Origin of the sequence: Flavobacterium sp. H122 (assembly GCF_004959765.1) — a bacterium.
GTDB lineage: Bacteria > Bacteroidota > Bacteroidia > Flavobacteriales > Flavobacteriaceae > Flavobacterium.
This window is the reverse complement of the sequence record NZ_SJZD01000004.1, coordinates 238,645-261,814: the sequence shown is the minus strand read 5'-3', so window position 1 is coordinate 261,814 and position 23,170 is coordinate 238,645. Positions and strand designations below refer to the sequence as shown.

The window sequence follows — 23,170 nt, the reverse complement described above, 5'->3', positions numbered from 1 at the left end:
CCAGCCTATAAAAACACACTCACTTCAATAACCTGATCTTTTTCCAGCTTGCATTTGGTTCTAATGGCAGCTTTTAAGGGTAGGAGATAGGTGTTTTGTTTCGTATCAAACCAAATGGCGGTTTTCCATTCCTGGTTTTGAATTTGAGCCGTAGCTTTTAACCGTCCCCAGCCTTCTTCCTGCCATTTTAGGTTTTCCCTTATTTCTTTTGAAATGTCTTGTGGTAACGATACAAAATACCAGCCATTAGGTCCATCGTATTGCCAAATTGTTGCGGAGAAGGAATATTTGATAAGGTTGGGCATTTTTTTACAAATTGTTAAAATTGATTTTATTCATACCCGCCGTTTAGTACAATTCCTACCTTTATGCTGTCATTCTCATGCCACTTTATCCAACCAATTTTTTTGGAATCTTCATTAAAACCTTCAATAAGTCTTGCCCAGTCACCTGTAACAGAATCTATCCGGGCATATTCTCTATCTGTACTTATTTTCCTTCCGTTGGGTGAATGATAAATTTTGGCAGTATCAATGCTGATTTCATAAGCACGTTTTAGAATTTGCGGCCAGGTTTCGTAATAAAACCAATTACTGATTTTTGAATCAACAAAATTAGGCTCAAAGAAGTTGGGATTACTATTGGTGTTTTTCCGGAGGTCATTTTTAAAATCGACTTTTATATAACTGGTTTCCAAAGTAGATTCATCTATTACGACAATAAAACCGTTCTTAGTTGCTTTAACAACTCTGAAAACCAACTCAGGAGCAAACCGGATTAATCCCATCCTCAAATTGTTTTCCGCTTCAGAATCAGAGTCACCTTGAAACAAAATATAAGGCTTGAGTTTACTGCCGAGCTGACCAGTTTTGAATTCACATGTTCCTTTGTATAATCCGAAAGCTGTTTCTGAAAATTTTAAAGTATCATAGGGTATCGAATCAGTTTCGGTTTTAAAAAACTTAATTGGTTCCGATAAATTAAAATGAATTAATCCTATTCCTGTTTTACTGCTGCTTTTGGGTAATGTTACATCAAATGTTTTTTCTTTTATGAAATTGCATGAAACAAATAGTCCATGAGAAATCAGATAGAATAGAAATTTTTTAAAATAAGAAAACATCTTTGACTAAAATTTAGTCAGCCAGATAAATAATAAAACTCCCCATTGAACACCTAAAGTAATCCAAATAATGGTCTTATCAGGTTCTGAAATGTCCTTTAGCGTTTCTATGGTTTTTAGTTTAAGGATATCATGAAAATTCTGTCCTTCTTTATTGAAGTCTACATCGTCCATTTTTACTTTTTTCATACCAAAAACGATAATTCTTTTCAGCCATTTGTTTTCGGTTTTGTCTTTTTTTATGTTTTCAATGAGCTTTAATTTGTTCATAGAATAATCAGCAGCACTTTTTATGGTATTGGACTGATTTGCTTTGAATTTATTAAATAACTTATCAAGTACAGGATTAAGTAAGGTGTCTGATTTGTCAACTATGATTCTGTTTGCCAGTTTTGTCAGGACATATTTGTTTCCCAATGCAAAAAAAAGAAACGGACTGCCTAATATAACGATATACCAAAGGATTGAACCTATTGGTCTGGCTCCAAATGTCATCACAAGAAATGGTATAGCACTTACATGACCTGAATTTCCTGCATTAATGTTTTTAGTAAGAATGATAAAACCTATAATTCCTATTGTAACTGTGGATGCAGTAGTCAGAATGTTTATTTTGAGGAAACTTATTATTCCGGATAGTGATAATTTCGAGAAGTACTTTATATTTTCAGTCATATTTTATAGTTTGCGATAAAACCAGTTTTTCCAAAACTACAAAAAGTAAGTGAAATCTTTCAAAAATTATTTAATAATTACTTCAAAATGTTCTAATAGGCCTTTTACATTTTCATTAGAAAAAATGGCTTTCTTGATTTTGTTTTTTACAGGATGGATGGAGAAATTGTGACTGCTGTAGAAATCGGCTTTGGTTAAATCAGTATCAGAGAAAACAGTTAAACGTAAGTTACAGTTGTCAAATAAAGCTTCGGTAAGATCACTTTCCATAAAATCGACCGAAACCATACTGCAATTGGTAAACTGCATTCTTTTGAGTTTCAGCTTATAAAACATAGCGTAATCCAGAAGGCAGTTGGTAAAGTGAAATTCGTAAATTTTTTGATCGGTCATCGCAAAATTCACGCTGGTAAAGTTGCTATCGTTAAATTGCACGCCCCTTAGTCCTACATGACCAATTTTTGCTTCTTTAAAGTTACAGTGGTTAAAAGTACAATCTACAAAAATAGCACCTGTAAAATTACATTGGGTAAAATCACAATGGTTGAAAACACAGTTTTCAAATTCTTTTTGTGTGATTTCGTATTGTGTATAGGTAATGTGATTGAATTCTTTATCGTAGATGAAATCGGCGGTCATGTTTACTGTTTTGTGAGCAAATATACTTATTCTTGATGGGCTATGGTTTTTAATTTTTCAAGATTTATAGGCTTACTTATAAAACCTTTAACACAAATGAATTCTTTTGCTTTTTCTTTGTCTTCATGAGCTATTGAAGAGGTGGCAATATATACTTTGCTGTCTTTATGGAGACTGCTTCTTAATCTGCAAAATTCAGCAAGAAATTCCCATCCATCCATTTCAGGCATTTCAAGATCTAAAAGGATTATTTCAGGGAAATCCTGTGTGGTTTCAAAATATTCAAAAGCTTCATTGCCATTTGAAAATTCTTTGGTTTGACAAAACAGATTGGTTTTGTTAATTAGTTTTTTGGTGACAAGCTTGTAAACAGGATCGTCATCAATTATATATATTTTCTTTTGCAGCATTGTTGAAATAAATTTTAAAAGTTGTTCCTTGTTGTAAAGTACTTTCTACTTCGATTTTCCCTTTCATCGCATCAATTTGGTTTTTGGAAATAAACAAACCTATTCCTCTGGATTCAGGATTAGTGGTAAATGTTTTATATAGTCCAAAAAGCTTTTTATGATTCTTTTTTAAATCAATTCCTATTCCGTTATCTTTAATTTCAAGGACTTGGTGGTTATTTTCTGTATAAAAGTTTAAAAAGATTTCAGGTTTTCTGTCAGGATGCCTGTAACGGATAGCGTTAGATAATAAATTAAGCAAAACACTTTCCAGGTAAGCCGGATTAAAATGTACTAAAGCACTTCCGGCAACATTATTATGGATTACTGCATCATTTTTTATGATCTGGTTACGAAGTACTTCCTGAGTTTTTTCAATGTATTTGTTGAGACTTAAATTTTCAATAACAGGATTTATATCAGTTTGTATGGAAACCACTTCGTTTAAGTTATCCATAGTTTGGTTCAGATTGTCTGAAACCGATTTTAATAGACTTATAAGCTCTTTTTGTTCTTCTTCATCTTCACTAATTTCAATCAGATTGATAAGCGATTCAATGTTACTCGTGTGTGAGCGAAGGTTGTGGGAAACAATATGTGAAAAATTAAGCAGACGCTTGTTTTGTTCTGTAACGAGTTTAAGAGAATTGTTTAAGTCGATTTCAAACTGTTTTGATTTTGTAATATCAATTAAAATTCCTCGGAATCTGACTTTATTATCTTCAGTATAGTAAATGCTGACAAGGTCCCTTACCCAGACTATATTTCCGTTTTTGCTGATTATCCTGTATTCCTGATCAAACGGGATTTGTTCTCTGGCCGATTTAATACTGAATTCGATAACCCATTCCCGGTCTTCCGGATGAATTATTTTTCTCCAAAAATAATCGTCGGCAATCCATTCTTCAGGTGTATAGCCCAAAATTGATTTAGATTTTCTACTTATGAATGTGATACCTGGTTCTTCTGAATTACCTTCCCAGACAATACCATCAATACTGTCTATTAAATCTTTTATATTCTGTTTTGACTCCAATAATTCTCTTTGGACTTCCTTACGGACAGAAATATCTTCAATAATGGCAATATGATGAGTAGGTTCTTCATTTTTATCCCACAAAGGAGAAACTGTTATTGAAACCCAAATGGTTTGTCCGTTTTTATGGAAATACCTTTTTTCCATAGAGAACTGTTTTATTTCGCCTTTGCGCAGTTTATTCATGTTGTTTAAATCCTCCTGAAGGTCATCAGGGTGAGTCAGCATCATGAAATTCATCTGTTTGAGTTCTTTGGTTGTATATCCTAATAACTGACAGATTTTTTCATTGGCATCAATACATTGTCCTGTAACAGTGTCGGTATGAATGATACCCAGACCGGCATTTTCAAATATTGATTTAAACAGGAATTCACTTTTAATAAGTTTTTGCTTTTGGATTTCTACCAGTTTGTGTAATTCAGAAGGTCTTTTGAGAAGTGTTAAAACAAATAAACCGCATAAAGCGCTTAGTAAACTCCCAATAATTGAAATAGGCAGTAATTCTGCAATGTAGCTGTTTTTTGTTGAAATTATATATAGTTTCCAGTCACCTTCAGGTATATCAACAGTTCTGTAGAATTTATCTGAAAAATCAGATTTGTTATTCAGAAAAAAATCGGTCTTATTGGTTATTGGATTTATTTTACTGAGCTGGAAATAATAATTGCCTTTTTTGAATTCATTAAGACCTATTGATTTAATGAAAGTGTTGAATTTGATAATAACTGCAGAAAATCCCCAGAATTTACCTTTTTTGAAAACAGGCAGTCTGCCTACAACACCTAAGCCTCCCTGTTTTAATTCTACAGGACCTGAAAAATAAATTGTTTTGGATTCAATTGCTTTTAAAGCCGCTTTCCGGTGTAACGGACTGTTGAGAATATCAAAACCTATAGCCGATTTGTTTTCTTCAATAGGATAAGTCATTTTAATTATACCATTGGGAACTAACTGGATTGCATCTATATTATCATAAGTCTTTATGAGTCTTTCGGCATTTTTCTCAAAATTTTTTGGCTGACCGGAATCATCAATAGATAGAGCAATCGTAATAACTGCCGCATAATTGTTTTTTAGGTTCTGTTCAATATTCTTTTTTACAACAGCAAGAATATTGTCCATTTCGTTTCTGTCATTTTCTTTTTTTATTTGGTATTTAAAGAAAACAACTAATGATAGAAGTGATAACAGCGAACAAAAAACTATCCATCCTGAAGTTTTAGGGCGGGATAAAAACCAGTTTATGATTTGTGATATTTTATTTTCAGGATTCAATCAGCACATTTTAGGTTTGTAAATATAGCTAAAAATCAGAGATATAAAAGCTGTTCTGCCGGAACTGATAAAAAAGCGGATAAAAATAAAAAAGCTCACCGTTTGGTGAGCTTTAGTGACCTCGACAGGATTCAAACCTGTAACCTTCTGAGCCGTAATCAGATGCGCTATTCAGTTGCGCCACGAGGCCGATTTGTTTTGCTAAACAGTGAATAACTCCTTGTTAGCGGGTGCAAATATAGAAACAAATGTGTAACTTGCAAAGGAAATTTTATAAAAAAATCAAATTTAATGGACTTTAAACAGTACTTTCGTGATATTCAGGACTTTCCGAAAGAAGGAATTTTATTTAAAGATATCACTCCTTTGCTTTTAGATGCAGAGGCAAGAGAAAAAATGCTTGAACATTTAGTTTCAGAACTAAAAAATAAACAAATTGATAAGGTAGTAGGGGTGGAATCAAGAGGTTTTTTCTTTGGTATTTTATTGGCTCAAAAACTAAATGTAGGTTTTATACCTGTCAGAAAGCCTAAAAAATTACCTTATAAAACCATTTCTGCCAGTTATGAACTGGAATATGGTCAGGATACTTTGGAAATGCATATTGATGCTATTCAAAAGGGAGATAGAATTTTGATTCACGACGATGTTTTGGCTACCGGCGGTACTGCAAAAGCCGTTTGTGAGTTGGTTGAAAAACTAGGCGGTGAAATTGTACAGTGCAATTTCCTTATGGAATTATCTTTTTTAAACGGGAAAGAAAAAATTGCCCAGCATCCTATTTTTTCAGCAATTACTTATTAGATAAAGCTCTTGTGGTTACATAGTAGCGGTAGGCTAAAATTGCCAGTTGCCATTTTTTTGCTTTTGCCGGATCCAATTGCTGTTTTGTGAAGCTTGGTAAAATTGCTTTGTTGATTTTTGCTAAAACTGTATACATCAGGATTTTTTTTGGTACAAATATAAGAACCTATCTGTTATTATATACAAAGAAAGGAATCTCATAATCTATTGTTGTGAGATTCCTTTCTTTTGTTGTAAAAGTTACTGAAGAATTAAGCTTTTTTAGTCTTGCTTTCTGATTTAGCACGCATCATTTCTTCACGGGCCTTCATCATTTCATCACGTGCTTTCAGCATTTCTTCTTTTGCTTTCATCATTTCCTCACGTGCTTTTTTCATATCGGCATCACTGTTTTCCTTGTCATCCCATCGAAAATCAAAATTAAAATCCTCTGGTTTTACTTTTTCCATTTCAATTTTCATTTTTTCCATTTCAGGATGCATTTTTTCCATTCTTTCGCGCATTTTTTCAATTTGAATGCGTGATTTTTCAATTGCTTCTCTGGTTACTTTTTCAACATCACCCGGGTTGAATTTGAAAACCTGGTCGTCATTGAATTTGAATACCATCGGACCGTTCTCATCCATTTTAAATTCTAACCTGCCATCAAAATCTTCCGCCATTTTTTTGTACTCCTCAGAGTCAGCATCTAATTTCTTACCATTGATGATTATCTCCGGTTTTGCGTCATTCTTTTTGTTGATAATAATGCTCTTGTTGAAGCTTTTCATTTTTGGAGCTTTAGGTGCATCAGGAGGATGAATGCCTTCAACTTCAGGAGCATCAGCTATTTCGGGTAAATTGGGTATAACTATTTTTTCTATATCGGCAACAGCATCTTCATCATCTCCTAAAAATGAGAAGCCAAAATCTTTTTCATCGTTTGTGTCATTTATATGTTTTCCTTGAGCTATTCGTGAATCGTTTGGACGTACACCAAATCCGATTTTGTCTTTAGCTTTATGAAAATAGATTGGTTTAATAGGTTCGTCACCTTGAATGTGGGTCATTCCTTTTTTTCCGTTGGCATCTTTAAATTCGATTTTAATACCTGTAATTTCTCCATTACTGTTTCTTTTGACTTTTGAGAATTTTAAAGTAACTCCAAATTCTTTCAACCTATCAGCGTCGTCTTTAAATTCTTCTTCAGTAGCATTTTTATTCCAGACTAATTCAGCTACTTTGGAATTATGTCTTTTTTCCTGTGCGATTGTTTTTACTTGGAAAAGCAGCATAAAAATTGCCAAAGCCGGCAAAACCAAAGCATACTTCCAAGAGTTTCTTTTTTGGGATTGGTTTTTGTTTAACATAACGATTCGATTTTTGATTAAAGATTGATAAAAATGATTGGTAATGGCTAAGCAGTTTTGATGCGTAACCACTTTTAAAAGTGCTTTTTGATACACTTTTTTGTCTTCAAATTGCTTACTGGCTTTGCTGTCAGCGATGTATTCTAAATTTTGGATCATGGCTTTTTTGTACAGCCACATAAATGGATTGAACCAAAAAACAATACAAAATAGTCGTGCCAGTAGAACATCTATGGAATGTCTTTCCTGACTATGCACTTTTTCGTGCAGCAGGATGCTTTGCAGTTCATCATTTGTATAGTAGTTTGAATTAAAAACAATAAAATTGAAAAATGAAAACGGAGTAATGTCTTCATTTATGTCAACCAACGCAAACTGATCACGACGGATAATCTCCTTTTTGTGTAAAAGTTTAAATAGTGAAAAAATGTTTCCTATAATCTTAAAAAAAAGTATACCAACAATTAATGCATATATACTCACTGCAATTAAAAACCAGTTTATAGATGCTTCTTGTGCTACTGTTGTCAAGGGTATGTTAGAAAGAGCTACTAATTGTTCAGGTGTAAATTCAGGTTGTGGAACAACAATGAATTTTTTGATAAAGAATAGAGGAAGCGTTGCAGAAGTTGCTAATCCTAACAATAAAAACCATCTGTTTGAAGTAAAGAAAGTTTCTTTACGAAGCAAAAAATGATATGCCAGAAAGTAAACTATAATAAGTAAGCTGGCTTTAGCAAAATATAGTAGTATAGCTTCCATTTTACTTTTTATTTTCTATTATTTCCAGTATTTCACGAAGTTCATCTGCTGAGATTTTTTGTTCTTCAGCAAAAAAAGAAACCAAATTTTTATAAGAACTATTAAAATAGTTTTCAATAGCATTTTTCATGAAGCGCTTTCTATAGTCTTCTATAGTAACAACAGGATAGTACTGGTGTGTATTGCCAAAGGCATTATGTCCCACATAGCCTTTATCTTCTAAATTTCTGATAATTGTTGATAAGGTGTTATAGTGTGGGGTTTCTTCGGTTATTTCGGCCATAACTTCTTTTACGAAAGCTTTTTTAAGCTTCCATAAAATCTGCATGATTTCTTCTTCTTTATTGGTTAACTTTTGCATAGTCAATAGTTTGAGTCGTTCTTTTCTTGTTGAAACAAACTTATAACTATATTTTTAGTTACACAACTGTTTTTGTAGTTATTTAACTATTTTTTAAGTTAATTTTAAGAAAATTAATTGCTTATGGAGTGCGGATAATTTGTTCTTTTTTTACCAGTTTGTAAGTCCATATGCCTAATAAAGAACCAATTACTCCTAAAGTACCCATGAATAACCAATTGGATTGATAACCTCCCAAATAAGAAATAAATTTTACTTTTTCTTCTGCATCTAAAATACCCATGCCTATTTTAGCACTCAATATATGTGATAAGCTATAACTCATCGTAAAGATTGCCATATAACGCCCTTCGTGTCCTTTTGGCGCTCGGCTCATAGCAAATGAGTTCGAGAAAGGGAAAGCAAACATTTCACCGAATGTCATAAATAACATCATGATAATTAAAATGCCGGCCCATTGATTGAAAAGCAGCAGATATAAACTTATAGCCATGCAAACAGCGCCTAAAGTAACTAACTTGACTTTGTTGAATTGCTTTCTTTCAACAAAACTTACGATGGGCATTTCTAAAGCAAAAATCAGTAAACCGTTCATCATCATTAATAAACCGGTCTGAAATTCTGTTAAATCAAATTGCTCTTTATGATAAAGAGGAAGGGTAGTAAATAATTGAAAGAATAATATTCCTGTAATACTGCAGCACGCCAGAAAAATCCAAAACGTTTTGTCTTTGAATACCGAATGTGTTAAAATTTCGCCGGGATGTTCTTTGTCCTGATATTTTGAATGTTTCTTTTCCTTTACAAAATACCAAAAGATCAATATCGCTAAAATACATGTCGCTCCGTCAACCCAGAATAACCCTTTATATCCAATGTTCATAATAATTAATCCTCCCATGGCCGGACCTGCGGCAAATCCCAGATTGATAGCTAAGCGGACTAATGTCAGTGCGCGGGTTCTGTTTTCTTTTTTTGCATAAGCACCTAAAGACACAAACATAGCCGGACGAAACATGTCTGCTACGCACATGATAAGAAATATACTTATACATAACCCAATGAAACTGGTGATAAACTGAAGGATGAAAAAGGAAATTCCGCTGGTAAATAAACTGAAAATCATTATTTTGTAAAAGCCTATCTTGTCTGATAGTTTTCCTCCCAGCCATGATCCAACCATAGAGCCTACCCCAAAAGAGAATAAAACCCAGCCTACCTGGTCGTAGTCAAAATGCAGGTCTTCTTTTAAGTATTTTGACAAAAAGGGGAGTACCATTGTTCCGGCTCTGTTGATGAAAGTCATCAGTGTTAGAATCCAAATTTCCCGTGAAAATCCTTTGAAATTGTTAAAGTATCTGATTAAGGCTTGTTTTAACATATATTTGCAGTTAGCTCAAAGGTATAAAAAACTAAAATGAAGTTAATACTTGTTACGATGAATTTAAGATTTTTTAAAACATTACTTTTTTTAATTGCTTTTTCCAATGTGGGTTGGTCTCAGGATAAAAGTGAGTTATTGAAAACAGCCATTGAATCCCAGGAAAAATTAAATAAAGAATTTGCTGATAGTACTTCGTCTCCTTTAACAAAAGAGGATTTAGCGCATTTTAAGCAACTGGATTTTTATCCTGTTTCTGAGAGTTATATTGTGGAAGCCAAATTTGAAAAAATTAGAAAGGGCAGAGTCTTTGAGATGAAAACTTCAACGGACCGCTTACCAAAATATAAAATGTACGGATTGCTTCGTTTTAAATTGGAAGGTAAAGAATTACAGCTTTATGTATATCAGAATCTTGAATTAATGAAACGAAAAGGATTTGAAGATTATCTGTTTTTACCTTTTACCGATTATACTAATGGTGTTGAAACGTACGGTGCCGGAAGATATTTGGACATGCATATACCTAAGGACAAAAAAGTAATCATAGATTTTAACAAAGCCTATAATCCTTATTGTGCTTACAATAAAAAATTCTCTTGTCCCATAGTTCCTGAAGAAAATGATTTGAAGCTTGAAATCAAAGCGGGAGTTAAGAAATTTCATGATTGATGAAATATAATTTACATACTCATAATTTTAAAAATCTTGAAGGTGTTGTTGAAGTGGTTAACCAATATCCTTTAGAATTTAATGCAGAAATACCGCTGTATTCCATTGGAATCCATCCGTGGCATATTAAAACCGAAAGCGTAGAAATAGAACTTTCAATAATTAAAGAAAAACTTCAAAGTAAAGAGTGTTTGGCACTAGGTGAATGTGGTTTGGATAAAAGAATTGAAATTCCGCTGGATATTCAGGTTGATGTTTTTAAATCTCAATTAGAACTTGCAAAAGAATATAAAAAACCTATAATTTTGCACTGCGTTTCAGCATATCAGGAAGTTATAGCTATTAAAAAAGAAATGTCTATTGAAACACCTATGATTATTCATGGTTTTTCTAAAAATTTTCAAGTAGCCAAATCGCTTTTAGATAAAGGATTTTATTTATCATTTGGAAAATATTTGTTGCGGAATCCTGAATTGGCTTCAGTTTTTGAAAACATTCCTGATGATAGATTTTTTTTAGAGACTGATACGATTGAAGAAACTATTTTTGATGTGTATCAAAAGGCTTCGCAAATTAAAAATATTGATATAGAACGTCAGGTGGAAAAAAATTTCAATGCTGTTTTTTACCCTGATATTAAGTAAACTTGAAAAGAAAAGAAAATGGCAATTTGGCAGGAAAGAGCAGAATTATTGTTTAAACCGGAAGGTTTGGAAAAATTAAGAAATTCAAATGTATTGGTAGTTGGTATGGGAGGAGTAGGATCCTTTGCGGCCGAATTCATAGCCAGAGCAGGGGTTGGAAAAATGACAATTGTTGATGGCGATGTTGTTGATATTACAAACATCAACCGTCAGCTTCCGGCTTTACATTCAACAGTTGGGTTGCCAAAAGTGCAGTTGATGGCCGCCCGCATTAAAGATATTAATCCGGAAATTGAATTGACGGTTGTAGAAGAGTTTTTATCACCTGAAAGAGCTTACGAATTAGTCACAGAAGATTATGATTATGTAATGGACTGTATTGATAGTATTACGCCAAAACTGAATTTGATTATTGCTGCTAAGAAGAAAAAAATAAAAATTATCAGCAACATGGGTGCCGGTGGTAAGTTTGAAGCTGGAAAAGTATGTATAAAAGACATAAGTAAAACCGATTACTGTCCGTTAGCAAAACAAGTCCGCAAAAGACTTAAGGCAGAAGGTATTTCAGGTGGCGTAAAAGTAGTTTACTCTCATGAACGTCCTGACTATTCAAGCGTTAAGATGACAGACGGTTCCAACTTTAAGAAATCGTTTTACGGCACTAACAGTTGGATGCCGGCATTATTTGGTTTGCATGCAGCTGAAAAGGTAGTAAGGGATTTATTGAAAAAACAAAGTGTATAAAAAAACCGGGATTTTTAAATCCCGGTTTTTATTTTATCAGTATTTTTATTTTTTCTTATCTGCGTTTAGAATATCCTTTATAATCGCTTTTGTGATAGAATCCTGATTTAATTTCTTCTCTTTTTTTACAGGAGCAACTTCTTTTTTAATTGGTCTTACCGGTAAATATATTTCTGTGACCCAGTTTGAAGCTGATTTGTCAGTAAGCGGGTTTTTGGAAATTACTTCAAGATATTTGTATTTATCACTAACTTCTAATTTGTATTTAGGTAATTCTTTGTATAAATCCTGAAGTGCTTTGTTTAAGTGGATGTAATTTCCTTTCACAGTTGCTTTTAATGTGCTTGAAGGGTTAATCTGCCCTGTAATGATATCGCTGTCTGTAGTGGTGTATATTTTCTTTTCGAGCGGTATTGCAATAGAGTATTTGAACTTGTTCGCACTACTGTCCTGAACATGATAAATTAAAAACGGACTTCCGTTTGAAGGTGTTCCGGTAGACGATAGTATTTTTTGAAGTTTAGGAAGAAAATGCTTTATCATCATAGGAATTTGTTCTTTAGTTGAAACCAAAGGACGCTGGATGTAAAAAACAGTATCTCTTTTTATAAAACCATCAATTTTTATGTCAAAGCTGTTTATTTCTCTGGTCAGAGTTTTGTTTACAGCAGACAAACCTTCTTCGAAGCGGTCTTCAAAATCATTTTTTTTGCCTCTGCCGATAATGCTTAAAAATTTATCCTGAAAACTCAAATCACCTTCAGTAGACCATATCGCCAATGTTTTTTTATTCAGAGTATCTCTAAGTTCTAATTTTAACTGATTTTCAATATCGTTTAAAATAATTTGCTGTGTGATAGATTCATTTTCTGTTTTTTCACTTGACAGGATACTGAATTTTTCACCGGCCCAAGGATTTATGGAGTCCCAGTTTTTGGTGTCGGTAACATACTTGTAAACTATATCTCTGGATACATCGATGACTTTTTTGTGCTTAATAGCATATTTCCCATCTTTTGTAGCAACAAAAACTGAAATTGTACCTGCAAGCAGCAGTATCAATAAAAATAAATATTTAGCAATTTTCATGGTTAGGGCGATAAAAAACTTGCGTAAATGTAATAAAAAATGTTAAAATCACTGTTTTATACTTTTGCTTTTAATAAAGATTTGATTACAAACAACAATCCTATGAATATAAAAAAAGCGATTAAGATCCATAAACTTCCCTTGTAATACTGTTTGTGCAATTTGATATCCTTTCTGTAAGAAAAAATCATAACAGCAACAAACGCAATAAAGAATAAAACGGCAAATAAAAGCTGACCTTCGCTAAACATAATTTTTTTCTGTAAAAATAAGTAATTGTCAATTGATATTGCTACTTTGCACAGCAAATAAATTGACTGAAAATGCAAAAACAACTTAATTCAGTAAAAGAATTTCATACTGCTTTTGGGCTGGGTGTTAAAGAAAATCCGACAGGTGATCTTGGCCAAAGCAAAAACATCCTCCGTTTTAATCTGATGAAAGAGGAAAATGAGGAATATCTTGAAGCTGTTCAGAATAATGATATAATTGAAATCGCTGATGCCTTAGGAGATATGCTGTATATTTTGTGCGGTACAATTCTGGAACATGGACTGCAGTATAAAATTGAAGAGGTTTTCGACGAAATCCAGCGAAGTAATATGAGTAAACTGGGAGAAGATGGAAAACCTATTTATCGCGAAGACGGAAAAGTAATGAAAGGTCCCAATTATTTTAAGCCAAGTTTTGAAGAAATACTCAGATAGTAGTCAGTATTCAGTCGCAGTAGTCAGACAAAGTTTCTGATAACTGCGACTGTAAAACTGTAAACTATATTTTAACCGTCCACCCAAAAGTGTCATCAGCTAATTTATATTGTATATTAGTCAGTTTTTCTTTTAAATCAGCAGCGTATGACTTCTCCAATTTAGGTAATTCAAAATATTCATCTTTGTATTGAAAACCTGCAATAGGACTAACAACTGCTGCAGTACCTGCTCCAAAAATCTCTTTTAAACTGCCGTCTTTAGCTGCCTGTACAAGTTCGTCAACTAATACAGGACGAATTTCAATATTTATATTTTCGCGTTTTGCCAAATCAATTAGACTTTTACGTGTCACACCGTCAAGAATTCTGTCGCTTGTAGGGGCGGTGTATAAAGTATCGTTAATTCTAAAGAATACATTCATTGTACCACACTCTTCAAGTTTAGTGTGTGTGGCGTCGTCAGTCCATATAATTTGCTGGAAACCGGCATTGTGTGCCAATTGTGTCGGGTAAAACTGTCCTGAATAATTCCCGGCTGCTTTTGCGGCACCAATACCACCATTAGCAGCACGGCTGTAATAGTCAGCAATTAAAACTTTTACTTCACCTGAATAATAAGCTCTTGCCGGAGACATTATAACACAAAATCGGTATTGTGTGGAAGGTTGTGCAATAACACCACTGCCTATTGCAATCATGAATGGACGCAGATACAATGTGTTTCCTTTCCCTTTTTTAACCCAAGCCTCATCTAACTTGATTAACTCTTTTAAACCGTCAATAAAAACAGATTCAGGAAGTTCAGGCATACACATACGAACCGCTGATTTGTTCATACGTAAATAATTTTCTTCAGGACGGAATATCCATACTGAGTCATCTTCCGTTTTATAAGCCTTCATTCCTTCAAAAATTGCTTGTCCATAATGAAAGACTTTTGCAGAAGGATCCAATACAAAAGGTTCGTATGGTTTAATTACGGGTTTTTCCCAGGCTCCGTTGCGGTAATCACAAACCAGCATGTGGTCTGTAAATACACTCCCGAAAGTCAATTTTTCAAAATCAACCTGATCAATTTTTGAAGTTGCGGCTTTGATAATTTCAATGTCGCTAGTTGTGTTTAAGCTCATTACCTAATTATTTTTTGCTAAATTAATAAAAAAACAAGCTTTATGTTAAAAAGTATTCTTTTTTTGAGTGTTCTGTTTTTATTTTTTTACATAATTAAAAAAATGGAATTGATAGATAAAATACTTTTAATTATTTAATAAAATGCTTGATAAATATTTATAAACTGAACTATTTCTTGCTAGATTTGTGAAAAAAAGCATTAATTATGAAAAAGTATGGCATTATTTTAGTCGCAGGATTGATTTTTATTGGCTGCAAAAAGGAGGCTAAAGAAGATAATTTGAAAAACTATGCCGTTTTTGGTGATACAATTTCCAATGAAAATGTGATGTCGGCGAGTGAAATGGCCGGGAAATATGAAAATCTTAAGGAAGGAGATACTTTAAAAGTAAAATTCGAATCAAAAATAAATTCTGTCTGCAAAGTAAAAGGATGTTGGATGAATCTTGAACTAGGCGACGGTAAAGAGATTTTTGTCAAGTTTAAAGATTATGCTTTCTTTGTGCCGAAAAATGCTAACGGAAGCGAAGCTATTGTGAGTGGCAAAGCTTTTGTTAGCGAGGAAACTGTAGCTGAGCAGAAACATTATGCTCAGGATGCCGGCGCTTCAGAAGAGGAAATTGAAAAGATAGTTTCACCTAAGAGGAAACTGTCATTTCTGGCAGATGGTGTTTTAATAAAGAAATAATGAAAAAGTATATTTTGCTTCTGTTCTCTATTTTGCTTTTTTCCTGTTCAAATAAGAATGAGGAAAAACAGAAAATGGATAATGGTAAAAAATTTGAAATGTATCAATTGTCGGAAATGGCAATTTTGATGGAGCAGATGTATGTGAATAATTTTCAGTTAAAAAGCAGAATTGTCAACGGAGCTTATTTAGGTAAATTTCCTGAACGTTTTCTGGATATCCACACGGCTGTAATGACTAAAAAACAGGAAAACGACAAGTTTTTTAAAGACAATGCCAAAATTTACATAGCTGAACATCAAAAAATATATACTGATCCCGAAAATGCCAAAGTCCATTTTAATAACAGCATTGATATTTGTGTCAAATGCCATCAGGAAAAATGTACCGGTCCTATACAGCGGATAAAAAAACTATACATTAAATAATTGGAACGAAAAATAATTACTACCCTTGATGGATCCACTACGATACAATTAGTAGATTGGGATGAATGCTATCATTCAAAAATGGGAGCTATACAGGAAGCCTATCACGTTTTTATTCAAAACGGATTGGATTTTTTTGACAAAAAGCCAGTTTCTATTCTTGAAATAGGTTTTGGTACCGGTTTAAATGCTTTTATAACCTGTTTGGAAGCGCAAAAGAGAAATCAAATGATTCAATATTCCGGAGTTGAAGCTTATCCAGTTTCGTTGGATGAAGCTTTGGCAATGAATTATCCAAGTCAATTGGATGCAGTAAACGGAGAAGAAATTTTTAAGCAATTGCATCTTGTGGATTGGGAAACTGAGAACAGTATCGGGGATAACTTTAGATTAATAAAGAGGAAGCAGTTTTTTAATGATATAGACGATGTAGGAAGGTTTGATTTAATTTATTTTGATGCTTTTGGTTTTCAGGTACAACCTGAACTTTGGTCGGTTGAAATATTTCAAAAAATGTACAACGCTCTAAAAGGCAGTGGTGTTTTAGTGACTTATGCCGCCAGAGGTGTTGTAAAACGTAATTTGAAGGAAGTTGGTTTTGAGGTAAAAAAAGTGCCCGGACCCCCTGGAAAAAGGGAGATGATGATTGGTTTTAAGAATTTTTTAAGGAATTTTTAAGAATTATCCTATAATCAGTTTTGTGATTTTTCGTTATCTTTGATATATAATTCCAGTAACTGTTTAACTATGTCAAAACGAACTATTGACTTTACCAAGTCAATTTTAGAAAGGGTAAGTTTCGATGCAATATTATTCGCAAAGGAGCTTCAAAAAGCGGTAAAGGGTTTGTTGCCGTATGAATTGGAAGAGTTGACCAAGTGGTTTTTCGATTTTACACAAGGTAAACCAGAACTTAGAAAATGCGCAATTTATCTGAATGTATAAAAAAGAAGGGAGGCTGAAAAGTCTCCCTTCTTTTTTGTGTTAAGATTAGTTTTGTAAGGTTTTTAATATTTTATATGCTTAAAAATGTATTTTGTCGATTTTATTTGCGTTTTATCGATTTTTTGAATTACTTTTATACTGAGTCTTTAATCAAGTGTTTCACATTAAATTGTATCTCTTATGCCTCGAATGATTTACGATTACACCAAAAATGTACTTGAAAAAGTAAGCTTTGACATTAAACTTTTTGCAAAGGAGTTGAAAAAAGCTGTTAGAAATTTACTTCCTTATGAACTAGAGCATCTAAAAAAATGGTTGCTTTATTTCACAAGTGAAAAGCCAGAATTAAAAGAATGCATTAACATTGTTGATGTCTAAACCCGGAACAAAACGTAATTTAACTGGAGCTATTTTTTAGCTCCTTTTATTTTTTATGTAATGGGCTGATAATTTCAATATTTTGAAAGGCAATAGCACCACGTACAACCCCGGAGATAACATTTCTTAAGGCTTCAATGATATGGATCTTTAATTCATTTTTAGGAAAGATTAAACTTACCTCACGCGATGGTTTTGGATCAATAAAATGGCGCAGCTTTGTTTTTTCATTTTCGTGTAATTCCAAAGTATGCAAATAAGGCAGCAGTGTTACTCCCAGTCCTTCATTTGCCAGTCTGATCAAAGTTTCAAAACTGCCGCTTTCGATTTGAAATTTAGTTTCTTTCGATTGATTTTTAGTCTTGCACAAATTCAATATTCCGTCTCTGAAGCAATGACCGTCCTGCAGAAGTAAAATTTCATCAACATTCAAATCATCTATTTCCAACTCTTTTTTGTCAAATTTAGAATGTCCTTCCGGTACATATACCATAAAAGGTTCATAATACAGTACGATTTCCTTAATCTTATCTTCTTCAAGTGGGGTAGCGGCTATAGCGGCATCCAAATGACCATTTTTAAGTTTTGTGATAATTTCAGCTGTATTTAACTCTTCAATTATCAGTTTAACCTTTGGATATTTTTTAATGAAATTATTTAAGAACATAGGTAGTAAGGTAGGCATTACCGTTGGTATAATCCCTAATCTGAATTCACCTCCTATAAAACCTTTCTGCTGATCAACAATGTCCTGGATTCTATCTGCTTCATTAACGATGTTTTTAGCCTGAGCTACAATTTTCTGACCCACTTCCGTAAGTTGGATTGGTTTTTTGCTTCGGTCAAAAATGATGATGTCCAGTTCTTCTTCCACTTTTTGAATCTGCATGCTTAATGTAGGTTGTGTAACAAAGCATTTTTCAGCGGCAAGGGTGAAGTTTTTGTGTTCGGCCACAGCCAAAACATATTGCAGTTGCGTAATAGTCATTATATAGTAAATTTTGATACAAATATAATTAACTATAATTTTAATTGATTATAAATCTTTGTTTAAATTTTCGTTAAAAGCCGAAGGCAGCAATTGCGGTATAAATTTTATCAGGATGGGTAATAACAAACTTCCACCCGGTACAAGAAAAATGGTTAAAGAAGGAATGGTTTTACAGATGTCAAGGATTTGATTTCTGACTTTTTTCTTTTCTTCAGGGGTTAGTTTTTCTGAAGCCGATTTACGCAAAAGCGACATTAATTCTTTGCTTTGTGAAATTTCCAACAACAATCTGGTTTTATTGCGCTGAATAAGGGTTTGTACGTTTGAAGTGGTTTGATCGTAGAAATGCTTAACCGGATTTGAATAATTAAAATAAGGAATTGATGCTTTGTTTTCAGTCAAAAACTCATACATATCAGTTATGCTTCTTTCTGCAAAATCTGTACTGACATCCAGTTGATTGGCCAGCTCTAAAAGGAATTTTTTTTCTGAAGCTTCAATTTTTTCATCATTCCATAATGCCATATTGGCTATATCAATCAGGTAAAACCGTTCGAAATCGTCTTTTAAATATGAAAAATCAATATTGGTCAGCGATGTTTCTCTTGTTGATTTTTCATACTTGGAATAGCGTACAGATGATTCGAACAGTTTTTGAAGCAATTCATCATACTTTGATTTAGTTTCTTTGGTATTCAATGCAATAGAAACGACACTTACAATGATTTCTTCGGTTTTTTTCAGATATTTTTTAGGAAAACTTCCATTTTGAATAAAATGCTTAAAAGCCAGAACATCTATGAAAAGCAAGGCATTTGTAAGGATATGTGAAAAATTCTTGCTGATGATATTGTCATTTGTTTTTATCCTGTTGGCTATAATTTTTTCCAACTTGCTTTCAGGTGAATCTGTTGGTAAAAAGATGTCTAAAAGTCCGGAATTTTTAGGATGCAATTCTTTGTAAAAAGCAACACAATCGGTTATAAAATCTTTTTGACTGTTGTTTTTTCTAACAATCTGATAGATTCCAAACAATGAGTTAAGCAAGGCAATTTTTGAAAATTCTTCGGTAGTGAGACCTTTGGTTTCAATAGGAATGCTGGTTATAAAATGTGTGGTATAACCAACTAAAAAACCGGTTTTTCGGGTTGCTGTGTAAAAACCTTCCAAGTCATATAGATTGAATTGTTCCTGTGAACTTTGCTCAAAGAAAAATTTATCTACCCAACCATGTGCCGAAGGATTTATCATACAGCAAATTAATACAAAAAAAGATACTCTAACAAATATATTCTAATGTAACCTGGCTAACATTTCTACAGGTTTAAACTAAGTAAATTTGTTTTATAAATGTTTAAATTATGAACAAGTATTTGTTAATCTTATTAGCCTTATTCACTTTGTCGTGTGAAAAGGAAGGCGAATTGACTCGTGAAAATAACAACGTTTCGATTCCTGAAGGAGCTATCTTAAAATATACAGGAAGTTTTGTTCCTACTTCAGGTATTACTGCTGCTGGAGTGGTAAAAGTGTATTTGGATAACGGAGTATATAAACTAGAGATTGAAGATGCCAATGTATCCTCTGGTCCTGATCTAAAAGTTTATTTGTCAAAATCGGATACGCCAACGCAATATGTTAATCTTGGAAATTTTGCCGGAAACGGTACTAGTACTTATGCAATTCCGGCGGAAACCATTGTACCGGATTATTCGTATGTCCTAATACATTGTCAGCAATACAATCATTTATTTGCTGTGGCTAAACTTAATTCAAACTAGTAATAAAAATGGATATGCAAAAGAATCTTAAAATTACATTTTTTACTTTGGTGTTATTTGGTTTTCAACAAATTTCGGCGCAAGGCTGTAGTGATGCCGGATTTTGCTCAGTGGGTAATACATTCAAAACGACCAATACTCAATTAAAGAATCAAATTGAAGTAGGAGGTGTGTATGGATTAGGAGAGGAAGACGTTACCGTTTTCAGCCCGTATGTGATTTATACGCGTTCCTTTTCTGAAAAGTTTGCCTTGAATGGAAAATTCACAGGCAATGTAGCGAATGGAAGTTTTGGCACACGAAGTAATGTTGGAGATATTTTTGTAACTGGAAATTATAAATTCAACCCTAATGCAAGTAATTTAAAGTGGTCGGGAATTTTAGGAATTAAAATTCCTTTAACGGCGGGTAATGATAAAATCAATACTATTTCCCTCCCTATGCCGTATCAATCCAGTTTGGGAACTTTTGATATTATTGGAGGACTTGAAGCCAGTGTGAAAAAATGGAACTTTAACGTTGTGGCTCAAATTCCTTTAAATGACAATAAAAACTCCTATTTAACAGCTTTATCACCTACAGATGCATTTGATTCCACCAATTTGTTTCATCGCCAACCCGATGTTTTATTTAGATCTACATACACTGTATTATTGGCAAGTGAAAAGCTGACATTAAAACCTAATGTGTTATTTATATACCATTTAGGGAATGATTCGTATGTGAATCAGTTTGGTAACAGCGTTACCATCGATAATTCAGAAGGATTAACCATTAATGGTAATTTAATTGCTAATTATAAAATTGGTGAGAATAGCAGTATTGAAACTTCATTGGCTGCTCCTTTTGTGGTTCGCGAGGTGAGACCTGATGGTCTGACAAGATCTTTTACTGTAGGTTTGTCATTTAAGCAAAGTTTGTAGTGTTATTTTGAGAGATTGCTCAAAATCGTAATCTTGTCATTTCATTACGTTGCACAAAGTCGGGAGACTTTGCATAGCAGGGTTGCTATTTTGGTTCGGTCAGTGTTTTAAACAATTGCCCTAAATTCATATTCAATTTCGTCATCTTGTAAATCTGCAATTTTAATAAAATTAAGTCTCATAAGAAGCTTTATTGCCTTGTTGTTTTGTTTAGTTGTTACAGCCCAGACACGTTTTAGTCCGATGTTATTTATTCCAAAGTCTATCGCTAATTGCAAAGCAGCAGTCATAAACCCTTGTCCCTTATATTGAGGTAATAAAACACAACCAAGTTCACCTTCTCCTTTGTCAAGTCCCCGATAATAGCCACAAGTCCCTACAATTTTATTCGTTAATTTGTCTACAATGCCCCAATGAATTGAATTACCGTCAAAATAATCCTTATTGATTTTCGCATGCATTTCTGTCGCCTGTGGCAATGTTGTTGCCTGAATAGAATCATAAAATGAAATTTCAATAAGGTCTTTAATGTCCGAAGTCTGAATTTGTCGTAAGGAGATTTTGTCGCCAGTGATGCTTGGGAAAATATCGTATGGTGGTAGTTTCATTATGTCTGTTGTTTCATCTGTTAATGCTTGCCGCTAACGGGACGTCGCTTGCCTAAGTTCCGAAAAAAATGTGAGAGATTTAAAATTTATTTTAAAGGTCGTTAAAATTTGGTTAAGCGACGACCCGCTGCGCAAAGTCTCCTGACTTTGAGCTTATCAACTAATCTGTTTATGACATTCTGTTTTGTTGTCACACAAAGTCGGGGACTTTGCGTAGTAGTGGCGCAGCGAAGTTGCAGCGGACGTTGATTTTTACTTTTACGATGGTTTTTTCTTTATTCATAAACTTATGTTAATTGAATTCCGGTTGTTAAGTAGGTTACATTTTTGCACCAAAACCAAGGGTAACTTAGTACTATAAAATTAAAAACTATGAAAACTCTACTTTTTAAAATGAGCTATTTGCTGGTTTTGTTGTTTACAGTTTATAGTACAACTGCACAAAACACTCCAAAAAAGCATAAATATTATTCGCATACAGATACGAATAGATTGCATTTGTCAGACGCAGAATGGAAAGCCATTCTACCCGAGGATTTGTATTTGGTTTCCAGAAAAGCAAACACAGAAGCTTCATTTACGGGTAAATACTGGAATTACACAGGCAAAGGAACCTACTATTGTGCCGCTTGCGGAAATACGTTATTTCGTTCGGATGCTAAGTTTGCCAGTATGTGCGGTTGGCCTAGCTTTTTTGAACAGGTAAACAAAAAAAGTATCATATTTAAAAGTGATAAATCCTACGGAATGGATAGGATAGAGGCTTTATGCGGACGTTGTGGGGGTCATTTAGGTCATTTGTTTGATGACGGACCTGAACCTACCGGAAAACGGTATTGTATGAATTCTATTGCTTTAGATTTTGAACCTGATATGAAACTAAAAAAGAAATAAGATGAAAAAGTTATTGTACTTAATGACGTTACTTCCAGTGTTAGTCTCTGCACAACAAGCAAAATCAAAAATGGAAACAATTACTCTGGGAGGAGGTTGTTTTTGGTGTATCGAAGCTGTTTTTGATAACCTTGACGGCGTAATATCTGCCGAATCCGGTTATTCAGGTGGAAGTATTCAAAATCCTAGTTATGAAGAAGTTTCTACAGGAAAAACTGGTTTTGCCGAAGTGGTTCAGATAAAATATGACCCAAGTAAAACGAACTTGGATGAAATTTTTAAAGTGTTCTTTACCGTTCACGACCCCACACAATTGAATAGACAAGGTGCCGATGTAGGTTCGCAATACCGTTCTGTAATTTTTTATGCCAATGCACAGCAAAAGAAAACCGCTCAGGAAATTATCCAGCAATTGAATAATGCTAAGGCATATAAAACTAAAATCGTGACGACGCTTGAACCTTTTAAAGGTTTTACCAAAGCCGAAACCTATCATCAAAATTATTATGAAAATAATAAGTCTAAAAGTTATTGCCAGTATGTGATCCAACCCAAATTAGAAAAATTTGAAAAGGTGTTTAAGGATCGATTAAAAAAGAAAAAGTAGGTTATTATTGATTCGTATTAAAAAACAACCTCTTTTAAATGGTTTTAAGAGAGGTTGTTTTATTAAATGAATTTTTGTTGA

General features: G+C 33.4%; 30 protein-coding genes and 1 tRNA gene. 14 read left to right on the top strand and 17 right to left on the bottom strand.

The annotated features are described in order from the left end of the window. Positions 1 to 5: 5 nt before the first annotated feature. The 7 genes from EZM65_RS08220 to EZM65_RS08190 form a co-directional block, all read right to left on the bottom strand. Positions 6 to 305 carry a DUF1905 domain-containing protein gene (locus tag EZM65_RS08220; RefSeq protein WP_136668071.1) on the bottom strand — a complete coding sequence of 100 codons (300 nt, stop codon included), beginning with the start codon at positions 303 to 305 and terminating at the stop codon, positions 6 to 8. Between the two features lie 26 nt (positions 306 to 331). After that, on the bottom strand, positions 332 to 1,123 hold the full coding sequence (locus EZM65_RS08215) for a hypothetical protein (RefSeq protein WP_136668070.1): 792 nt from the start codon (positions 1,121 to 1,123) through the stop codon (positions 332 to 334). A gap of 6 nt (positions 1,124 to 1,129) precedes the next feature. Next, positions 1,130 to 1,798: a hypothetical protein gene (locus EZM65_RS08210; protein ID WP_136668069.1), complete on the bottom strand. Its 669-nt coding sequence runs from the start codon at positions 1,796 to 1,798 to the stop codon at positions 1,130 to 1,132. Between the two features lie 66 nt (positions 1,799 to 1,864). After that, positions 1,865 to 2,437, bottom strand: a complete 573-nt coding sequence (locus tag EZM65_RS08205) for a pentapeptide repeat-containing protein (RefSeq protein ID WP_136668068.1) — start codon at positions 2,435 to 2,437, stop codon at positions 1,865 to 1,867. Positions 2,438 to 2,463: 26 nt separating this feature from the next. Further along, positions 2,464 to 2,847, bottom strand: a complete 384-nt coding sequence (locus EZM65_RS08200; RefSeq protein WP_136668067.1) for a response regulator — start codon at positions 2,845 to 2,847, stop codon at positions 2,464 to 2,466. Continuing rightward, on the bottom strand, positions 2,819 to 5,200 hold the full coding sequence (locus tag EZM65_RS08195) for a PAS domain S-box protein (RefSeq protein ID WP_136668066.1): 2,382 nt from the start codon (positions 5,198 to 5,200) through the stop codon (positions 2,819 to 2,821). Before EZM65_RS08195 ends, EZM65_RS08200 begins: the two co-directional genes overlap by 29 nt. Positions 5,201 to 5,316: 116 nt before the next feature. Continuing rightward, positions 5,317 to 5,390, bottom strand: a tRNA-Arg gene (locus EZM65_RS08190). A gap of 101 nt (positions 5,391 to 5,491) precedes the next feature. Here EZM65_RS08190 and EZM65_RS08185 point away from each other — a divergent pair. Then, positions 5,492 to 6,004 carry an adenine phosphoribosyltransferase gene (locus EZM65_RS08185; protein WP_136668065.1) on the top strand — a complete coding sequence of 171 codons (513 nt, stop codon included), beginning with the start codon at positions 5,492 to 5,494 and terminating at the stop codon, positions 6,002 to 6,004. Here the strand turns inward: EZM65_RS08185 and EZM65_RS08180 are convergent. The 4 genes from EZM65_RS08180 to EZM65_RS08165 all read right to left on the bottom strand — a co-directional run bounded on the left by EZM65_RS08180 (position 5,994) and on the right by EZM65_RS08165 (position 9,857). Continuing rightward, complete coding sequence (locus tag EZM65_RS08180; RefSeq protein WP_136668064.1) at positions 5,994 to 6,140, bottom strand: SsrA-binding protein; 147 nt, start codon at positions 6,138 to 6,140, stop codon at positions 5,994 to 5,996. The genes EZM65_RS08185 and EZM65_RS08180 overlap by 11 nt on opposite strands. Before the next feature lie 115 nt (positions 6,141 to 6,255). After that, the gene (locus EZM65_RS08175; protein WP_136668063.1) at positions 6,256 to 8,115 is read right to left on the bottom strand and encodes a M56 family metallopeptidase; all 1,860 of its coding nucleotides are present in this window, start codon (positions 8,113 to 8,115) and stop codon (positions 6,256 to 6,258) included. Between the two features lies 1 nt (position 8,116). Next, entirely contained in the window at positions 8,117 to 8,476 is a 360-nt protein-coding gene (locus EZM65_RS08170; protein ID WP_136668062.1) for a BlaI/MecI/CopY family transcriptional regulator, read from the bottom strand. 121 nt (positions 8,477 to 8,597) lie between these two features. Continuing rightward, entirely contained in the window at positions 8,598 to 9,857 is a 1,260-nt protein-coding gene (locus EZM65_RS08165) for an MFS transporter (protein WP_136668061.1), read from the bottom strand. Between the two features lie 36 nt (positions 9,858 to 9,893). Between EZM65_RS08165 and EZM65_RS08160 the strand changes: the two genes are divergently transcribed. The 3 genes from EZM65_RS08160 to EZM65_RS08150 are packed head-to-tail and all read left to right on the top strand — an operon-like array spanning position 9,894 to position 11,917. Then, the gene (locus EZM65_RS08160) at positions 9,894 to 10,529 is read left to right on the top strand and encodes a DUF1684 domain-containing protein (protein ID WP_248574841.1); all 636 of its coding nucleotides are present in this window, start codon (positions 9,894 to 9,896) and stop codon (positions 10,527 to 10,529) included. Further along, a complete protein-coding gene (locus EZM65_RS08155) occupies positions 10,529 to 11,173 on the top strand; it encodes a TatD family hydrolase (protein ID WP_136668060.1) in 645 nt (214 codons plus the stop codon). The genes EZM65_RS08160 and EZM65_RS08155 overlap by 1 nt, the downstream gene beginning before the upstream one ends. Positions 11,174 to 11,191: 18 nt before the next feature. Further along, positions 11,192 to 11,917 carry a ThiF family adenylyltransferase gene (locus EZM65_RS08150; RefSeq protein WP_136668059.1) on the top strand — a complete coding sequence of 242 codons (726 nt, stop codon included), beginning with the start codon at positions 11,192 to 11,194 and terminating at the stop codon, positions 11,915 to 11,917. Positions 11,918 to 11,962: 45 nt separating this feature from the next. Here the strand turns inward: EZM65_RS08150 and EZM65_RS08145 are convergent, their stop codons facing one another. Beyond that, on the bottom strand, positions 11,963 to 13,006 hold the full coding sequence (locus EZM65_RS08145) for a GyrI-like domain-containing protein (protein ID WP_211196204.1): 1,044 nt from the start codon (positions 13,004 to 13,006) through the stop codon (positions 11,963 to 11,965). A gap of 56 nt (positions 13,007 to 13,062) precedes the next feature. Continuing rightward, positions 13,063 to 13,257, bottom strand: a complete 195-nt coding sequence (locus EZM65_RS15720; RefSeq protein ID WP_136668058.1) for a hypothetical protein — start codon at positions 13,255 to 13,257, stop codon at positions 13,063 to 13,065. A 72-nt stretch (positions 13,258 to 13,329) separates the two neighbouring features. Between EZM65_RS15720 and EZM65_RS08135 the strand changes: the two genes are divergently transcribed. Further along, a complete protein-coding gene (locus EZM65_RS08135; protein ID WP_136668057.1) occupies positions 13,330 to 13,713 on the top strand; it encodes a nucleoside triphosphate pyrophosphohydrolase family protein in 384 nt (127 codons plus the stop codon). 64 nt (positions 13,714 to 13,777) lie between these two features. Here the strand turns inward: EZM65_RS08135 and EZM65_RS08130 are convergent, their stop codons facing one another. Continuing rightward, entirely contained in the window at positions 13,778 to 14,845 is a 1,068-nt protein-coding gene (locus EZM65_RS08130; protein WP_136668056.1) for a branched-chain amino acid aminotransferase, read from the bottom strand. A 206-nt stretch (positions 14,846 to 15,051) separates the two neighbouring features. Here EZM65_RS08130 and EZM65_RS08125 point away from each other — a divergent pair, with 206 nt between their 5' ends. From EZM65_RS08125 to EZM65_RS08105, 5 genes are all read left to right on the top strand, one after another. Further along, positions 15,052 to 15,534, top strand: a complete 483-nt coding sequence (locus EZM65_RS08125) for a DUF4920 domain-containing protein (RefSeq protein ID WP_136668055.1) — start codon at positions 15,052 to 15,054, stop codon at positions 15,532 to 15,534. Then, positions 15,534 to 15,962, top strand: coding sequence for a hypothetical protein (locus EZM65_RS08120; RefSeq protein WP_136668054.1), 429 nt, complete (start codon positions 15,534 to 15,536; stop codon positions 15,960 to 15,962). Before EZM65_RS08125 ends, EZM65_RS08120 begins: the two co-directional genes overlap by 1 nt. Then, entirely contained in the window at positions 15,963 to 16,640 is a 678-nt protein-coding gene (mnmD, locus tag EZM65_RS08115; protein WP_136668053.1) for a tRNA (5-methylaminomethyl-2-thiouridine)(34)-methyltransferase MnmD, read from the top strand. It begins immediately after the preceding gene. Positions 16,641 to 16,709: 69 nt separating this feature from the next. Beyond that, complete coding sequence (locus EZM65_RS08110) at positions 16,710 to 16,907, top strand: hypothetical protein (RefSeq protein WP_136668052.1); 198 nt, start codon at positions 16,710 to 16,712, stop codon at positions 16,905 to 16,907. A 180-nt stretch (positions 16,908 to 17,087) separates the two neighbouring features. Next, complete coding sequence (locus tag EZM65_RS08105; protein ID WP_136668051.1) at positions 17,088 to 17,285, top strand: hypothetical protein; 198 nt, start codon at positions 17,088 to 17,090, stop codon at positions 17,283 to 17,285. 46 nt (positions 17,286 to 17,331) lie between these two features. Here EZM65_RS08105 and EZM65_RS08100 read toward each other — a convergent pair whose 3' ends face one another. Then, positions 17,332 to 18,273: a LysR substrate-binding domain-containing protein gene (locus EZM65_RS08100; RefSeq protein WP_136668050.1), complete on the bottom strand. Its 942-nt coding sequence runs from the start codon at positions 18,271 to 18,273 to the stop codon at positions 17,332 to 17,334. Positions 18,274 to 18,321: 48 nt separating this feature from the next. Continuing rightward, a complete protein-coding gene (locus EZM65_RS08095; protein ID WP_136668049.1) occupies positions 18,322 to 19,527 on the bottom strand; it encodes an LETM1-related biofilm-associated protein in 1,206 nt (401 codons plus the stop codon). Positions 19,528 to 19,637: 110 nt separating this feature from the next. On the opposite strand from EZM65_RS08095, the gene EZM65_RS08090 reads away from it, so the two are divergent. Next, the gene (locus tag EZM65_RS08090; protein ID WP_136668048.1) at positions 19,638 to 20,057 is read left to right on the top strand and encodes a DM13 domain-containing protein; all 420 of its coding nucleotides are present in this window, start codon (positions 19,638 to 19,640) and stop codon (positions 20,055 to 20,057) included. Positions 20,058 to 20,071: 14 nt separating this feature from the next. Next, positions 20,072 to 20,980 carry a hypothetical protein gene (locus tag EZM65_RS08085; RefSeq protein ID WP_136668047.1) on the top strand — a complete coding sequence of 303 codons (909 nt, stop codon included), beginning with the start codon at positions 20,072 to 20,074 and terminating at the stop codon, positions 20,978 to 20,980. A gap of 107 nt (positions 20,981 to 21,087) precedes the next feature. Here the strand turns inward: EZM65_RS08085 and EZM65_RS08080 are convergent, their stop codons facing one another. After that, on the bottom strand, positions 21,088 to 21,588 hold the full coding sequence (locus tag EZM65_RS08080) for a GNAT family N-acetyltransferase (protein WP_136668046.1): 501 nt from the start codon (positions 21,586 to 21,588) through the stop codon (positions 21,088 to 21,090). Positions 21,589 to 21,960: 372 nt separating this feature from the next. On the opposite strand from EZM65_RS08080, the gene msrB reads away from it, so the two are divergent. Next, a complete protein-coding gene (msrB, locus tag EZM65_RS08075) occupies positions 21,961 to 22,482 on the top strand; it encodes a peptide-methionine (R)-S-oxide reductase MsrB (protein WP_136668045.1) in 522 nt (173 codons plus the stop codon). Position 22,483: 1 nt separating this feature from the next. After that, positions 22,484 to 23,089 carry a peptide-methionine (S)-S-oxide reductase MsrA gene (gene msrA / locus EZM65_RS08070; protein WP_136668044.1) on the top strand — a complete coding sequence of 202 codons (606 nt, stop codon included), beginning with the start codon at positions 22,484 to 22,486 and terminating at the stop codon, positions 23,087 to 23,089. Positions 23,090 to 23,170 lie beyond the last annotated feature (81 nt).

Bases quoted from the DNA above. Each gene is read 5' to 3' on its own strand.
- EZM65_RS08220 (WP_136668071.1), bottom strand. From the start codon at position 305: ATGCCCAACCTTATCAAATATTCCTTCTCCGCAACAATTTGGCAATAC.
- EZM65_RS08215 (WP_136668070.1), bottom strand. From the start codon at position 1,123: ATGTTTTCTTATTTTAAAAAATTTCTATTCTATCTGATTTCTCATGGA.
- EZM65_RS08210 (WP_136668069.1), bottom strand. From the start codon at position 1,798: ATGACTGAAAATATAAAGTACTTCTCGAAATTATCACTATCCGGAATA.
- EZM65_RS08205 (WP_136668068.1), bottom strand. From the start codon at position 2,437: ATGACCGCCGATTTCATCTACGATAAAGAATTCAATCACATTACCTAT.
- EZM65_RS08200 (WP_136668067.1), bottom strand. From the start codon at position 2,847: ATGCTGCAAAAGAAAATATATATAATTGATGACGATCCTGTTTACAAG.
- EZM65_RS08185 (WP_136668065.1), top strand. From the start codon at position 5,492: ATGGACTTTAAACAGTACTTTCGTGATATTCAGGACTTTCCGAAAGAA.
- EZM65_RS08180 (WP_136668064.1), bottom strand. From the start codon at position 6,140: ATGTATACAGTTTTAGCAAAAATCAACAAAGCAATTTTACCAAGCTTC.
- EZM65_RS08175 (WP_136668063.1), bottom strand. From the start codon at position 8,115: ATGGAAGCTATACTACTATATTTTGCTAAAGCCAGCTTACTTATTATA.
- EZM65_RS08170 (WP_136668062.1), bottom strand. From the start codon at position 8,476: ATGCAAAAGTTAACCAATAAAGAAGAAGAAATCATGCAGATTTTATGG.
- EZM65_RS08165 (WP_136668061.1), bottom strand. From the start codon at position 9,857: ATGTTAAAACAAGCCTTAATCAGATACTTTAACAATTTCAAAGGATTT.
- EZM65_RS08160 (WP_248574841.1), top strand. From the start codon at position 9,894: ATGAAGTTAATACTTGTTACGATGAATTTAAGATTTTTTAAAACATTA.
- EZM65_RS08155 (WP_136668060.1), top strand. From the start codon at position 10,529: ATGAAATATAATTTACATACTCATAATTTTAAAAATCTTGAAGGTGTT.
- EZM65_RS08150 (WP_136668059.1), top strand. From the start codon at position 11,192: ATGGCAATTTGGCAGGAAAGAGCAGAATTATTGTTTAAACCGGAAGGT.
- EZM65_RS08145 (WP_211196204.1), bottom strand. From the start codon at position 13,006: ATGAAAATTGCTAAATATTTATTTTTATTGATACTGCTGCTTGCAGGT.
- EZM65_RS15720 (WP_136668058.1), bottom strand. From the start codon at position 13,257: ATGTTTAGCGAAGGTCAGCTTTTATTTGCCGTTTTATTCTTTATTGCG.
- EZM65_RS08135 (WP_136668057.1), top strand. From the start codon at position 13,330: ATGCAAAAACAACTTAATTCAGTAAAAGAATTTCATACTGCTTTTGGG.
- EZM65_RS08130 (WP_136668056.1), bottom strand. From the start codon at position 14,845: ATGAGCTTAAACACAACTAGCGACATTGAAATTATCAAAGCCGCAACT.
- EZM65_RS08125 (WP_136668055.1), top strand. From the start codon at position 15,052: ATGAAAAAGTATGGCATTATTTTAGTCGCAGGATTGATTTTTATTGGC.
- EZM65_RS08120 (WP_136668054.1), top strand. From the start codon at position 15,534: ATGAAAAAGTATATTTTGCTTCTGTTCTCTATTTTGCTTTTTTCCTGT.
- EZM65_RS08110 (WP_136668052.1), top strand. From the start codon at position 16,710: ATGTCAAAACGAACTATTGACTTTACCAAGTCAATTTTAGAAAGGGTA.
- EZM65_RS08105 (WP_136668051.1), top strand. From the start codon at position 17,088: ATGCCTCGAATGATTTACGATTACACCAAAAATGTACTTGAAAAAGTA.
- EZM65_RS08100 (WP_136668050.1), bottom strand. From the start codon at position 18,273: ATGACTATTACGCAACTGCAATATGTTTTGGCTGTGGCCGAACACAAA.
- EZM65_RS08095 (WP_136668049.1), bottom strand. From the start codon at position 19,527: ATGATAAATCCTTCGGCACATGGTTGGGTAGATAAATTTTTCTTTGAG.
- EZM65_RS08090 (WP_136668048.1), top strand. From the start codon at position 19,638: ATGAACAAGTATTTGTTAATCTTATTAGCCTTATTCACTTTGTCGTGT.
- EZM65_RS08085 (WP_136668047.1), top strand. From the start codon at position 20,072: ATGCAAAAGAATCTTAAAATTACATTTTTTACTTTGGTGTTATTTGGT.
- EZM65_RS08080 (WP_136668046.1), bottom strand. From the start codon at position 21,588: ATGAAACTACCACCATACGATATTTTCCCAAGCATCACTGGCGACAAA.
- msrB (WP_136668045.1), top strand. From the start codon at position 21,961: ATGAAAACTCTACTTTTTAAAATGAGCTATTTGCTGGTTTTGTTGTTT.
- msrA (WP_136668044.1), top strand. From the start codon at position 22,484: ATGAAAAAGTTATTGTACTTAATGACGTTACTTCCAGTGTTAGTCTCT.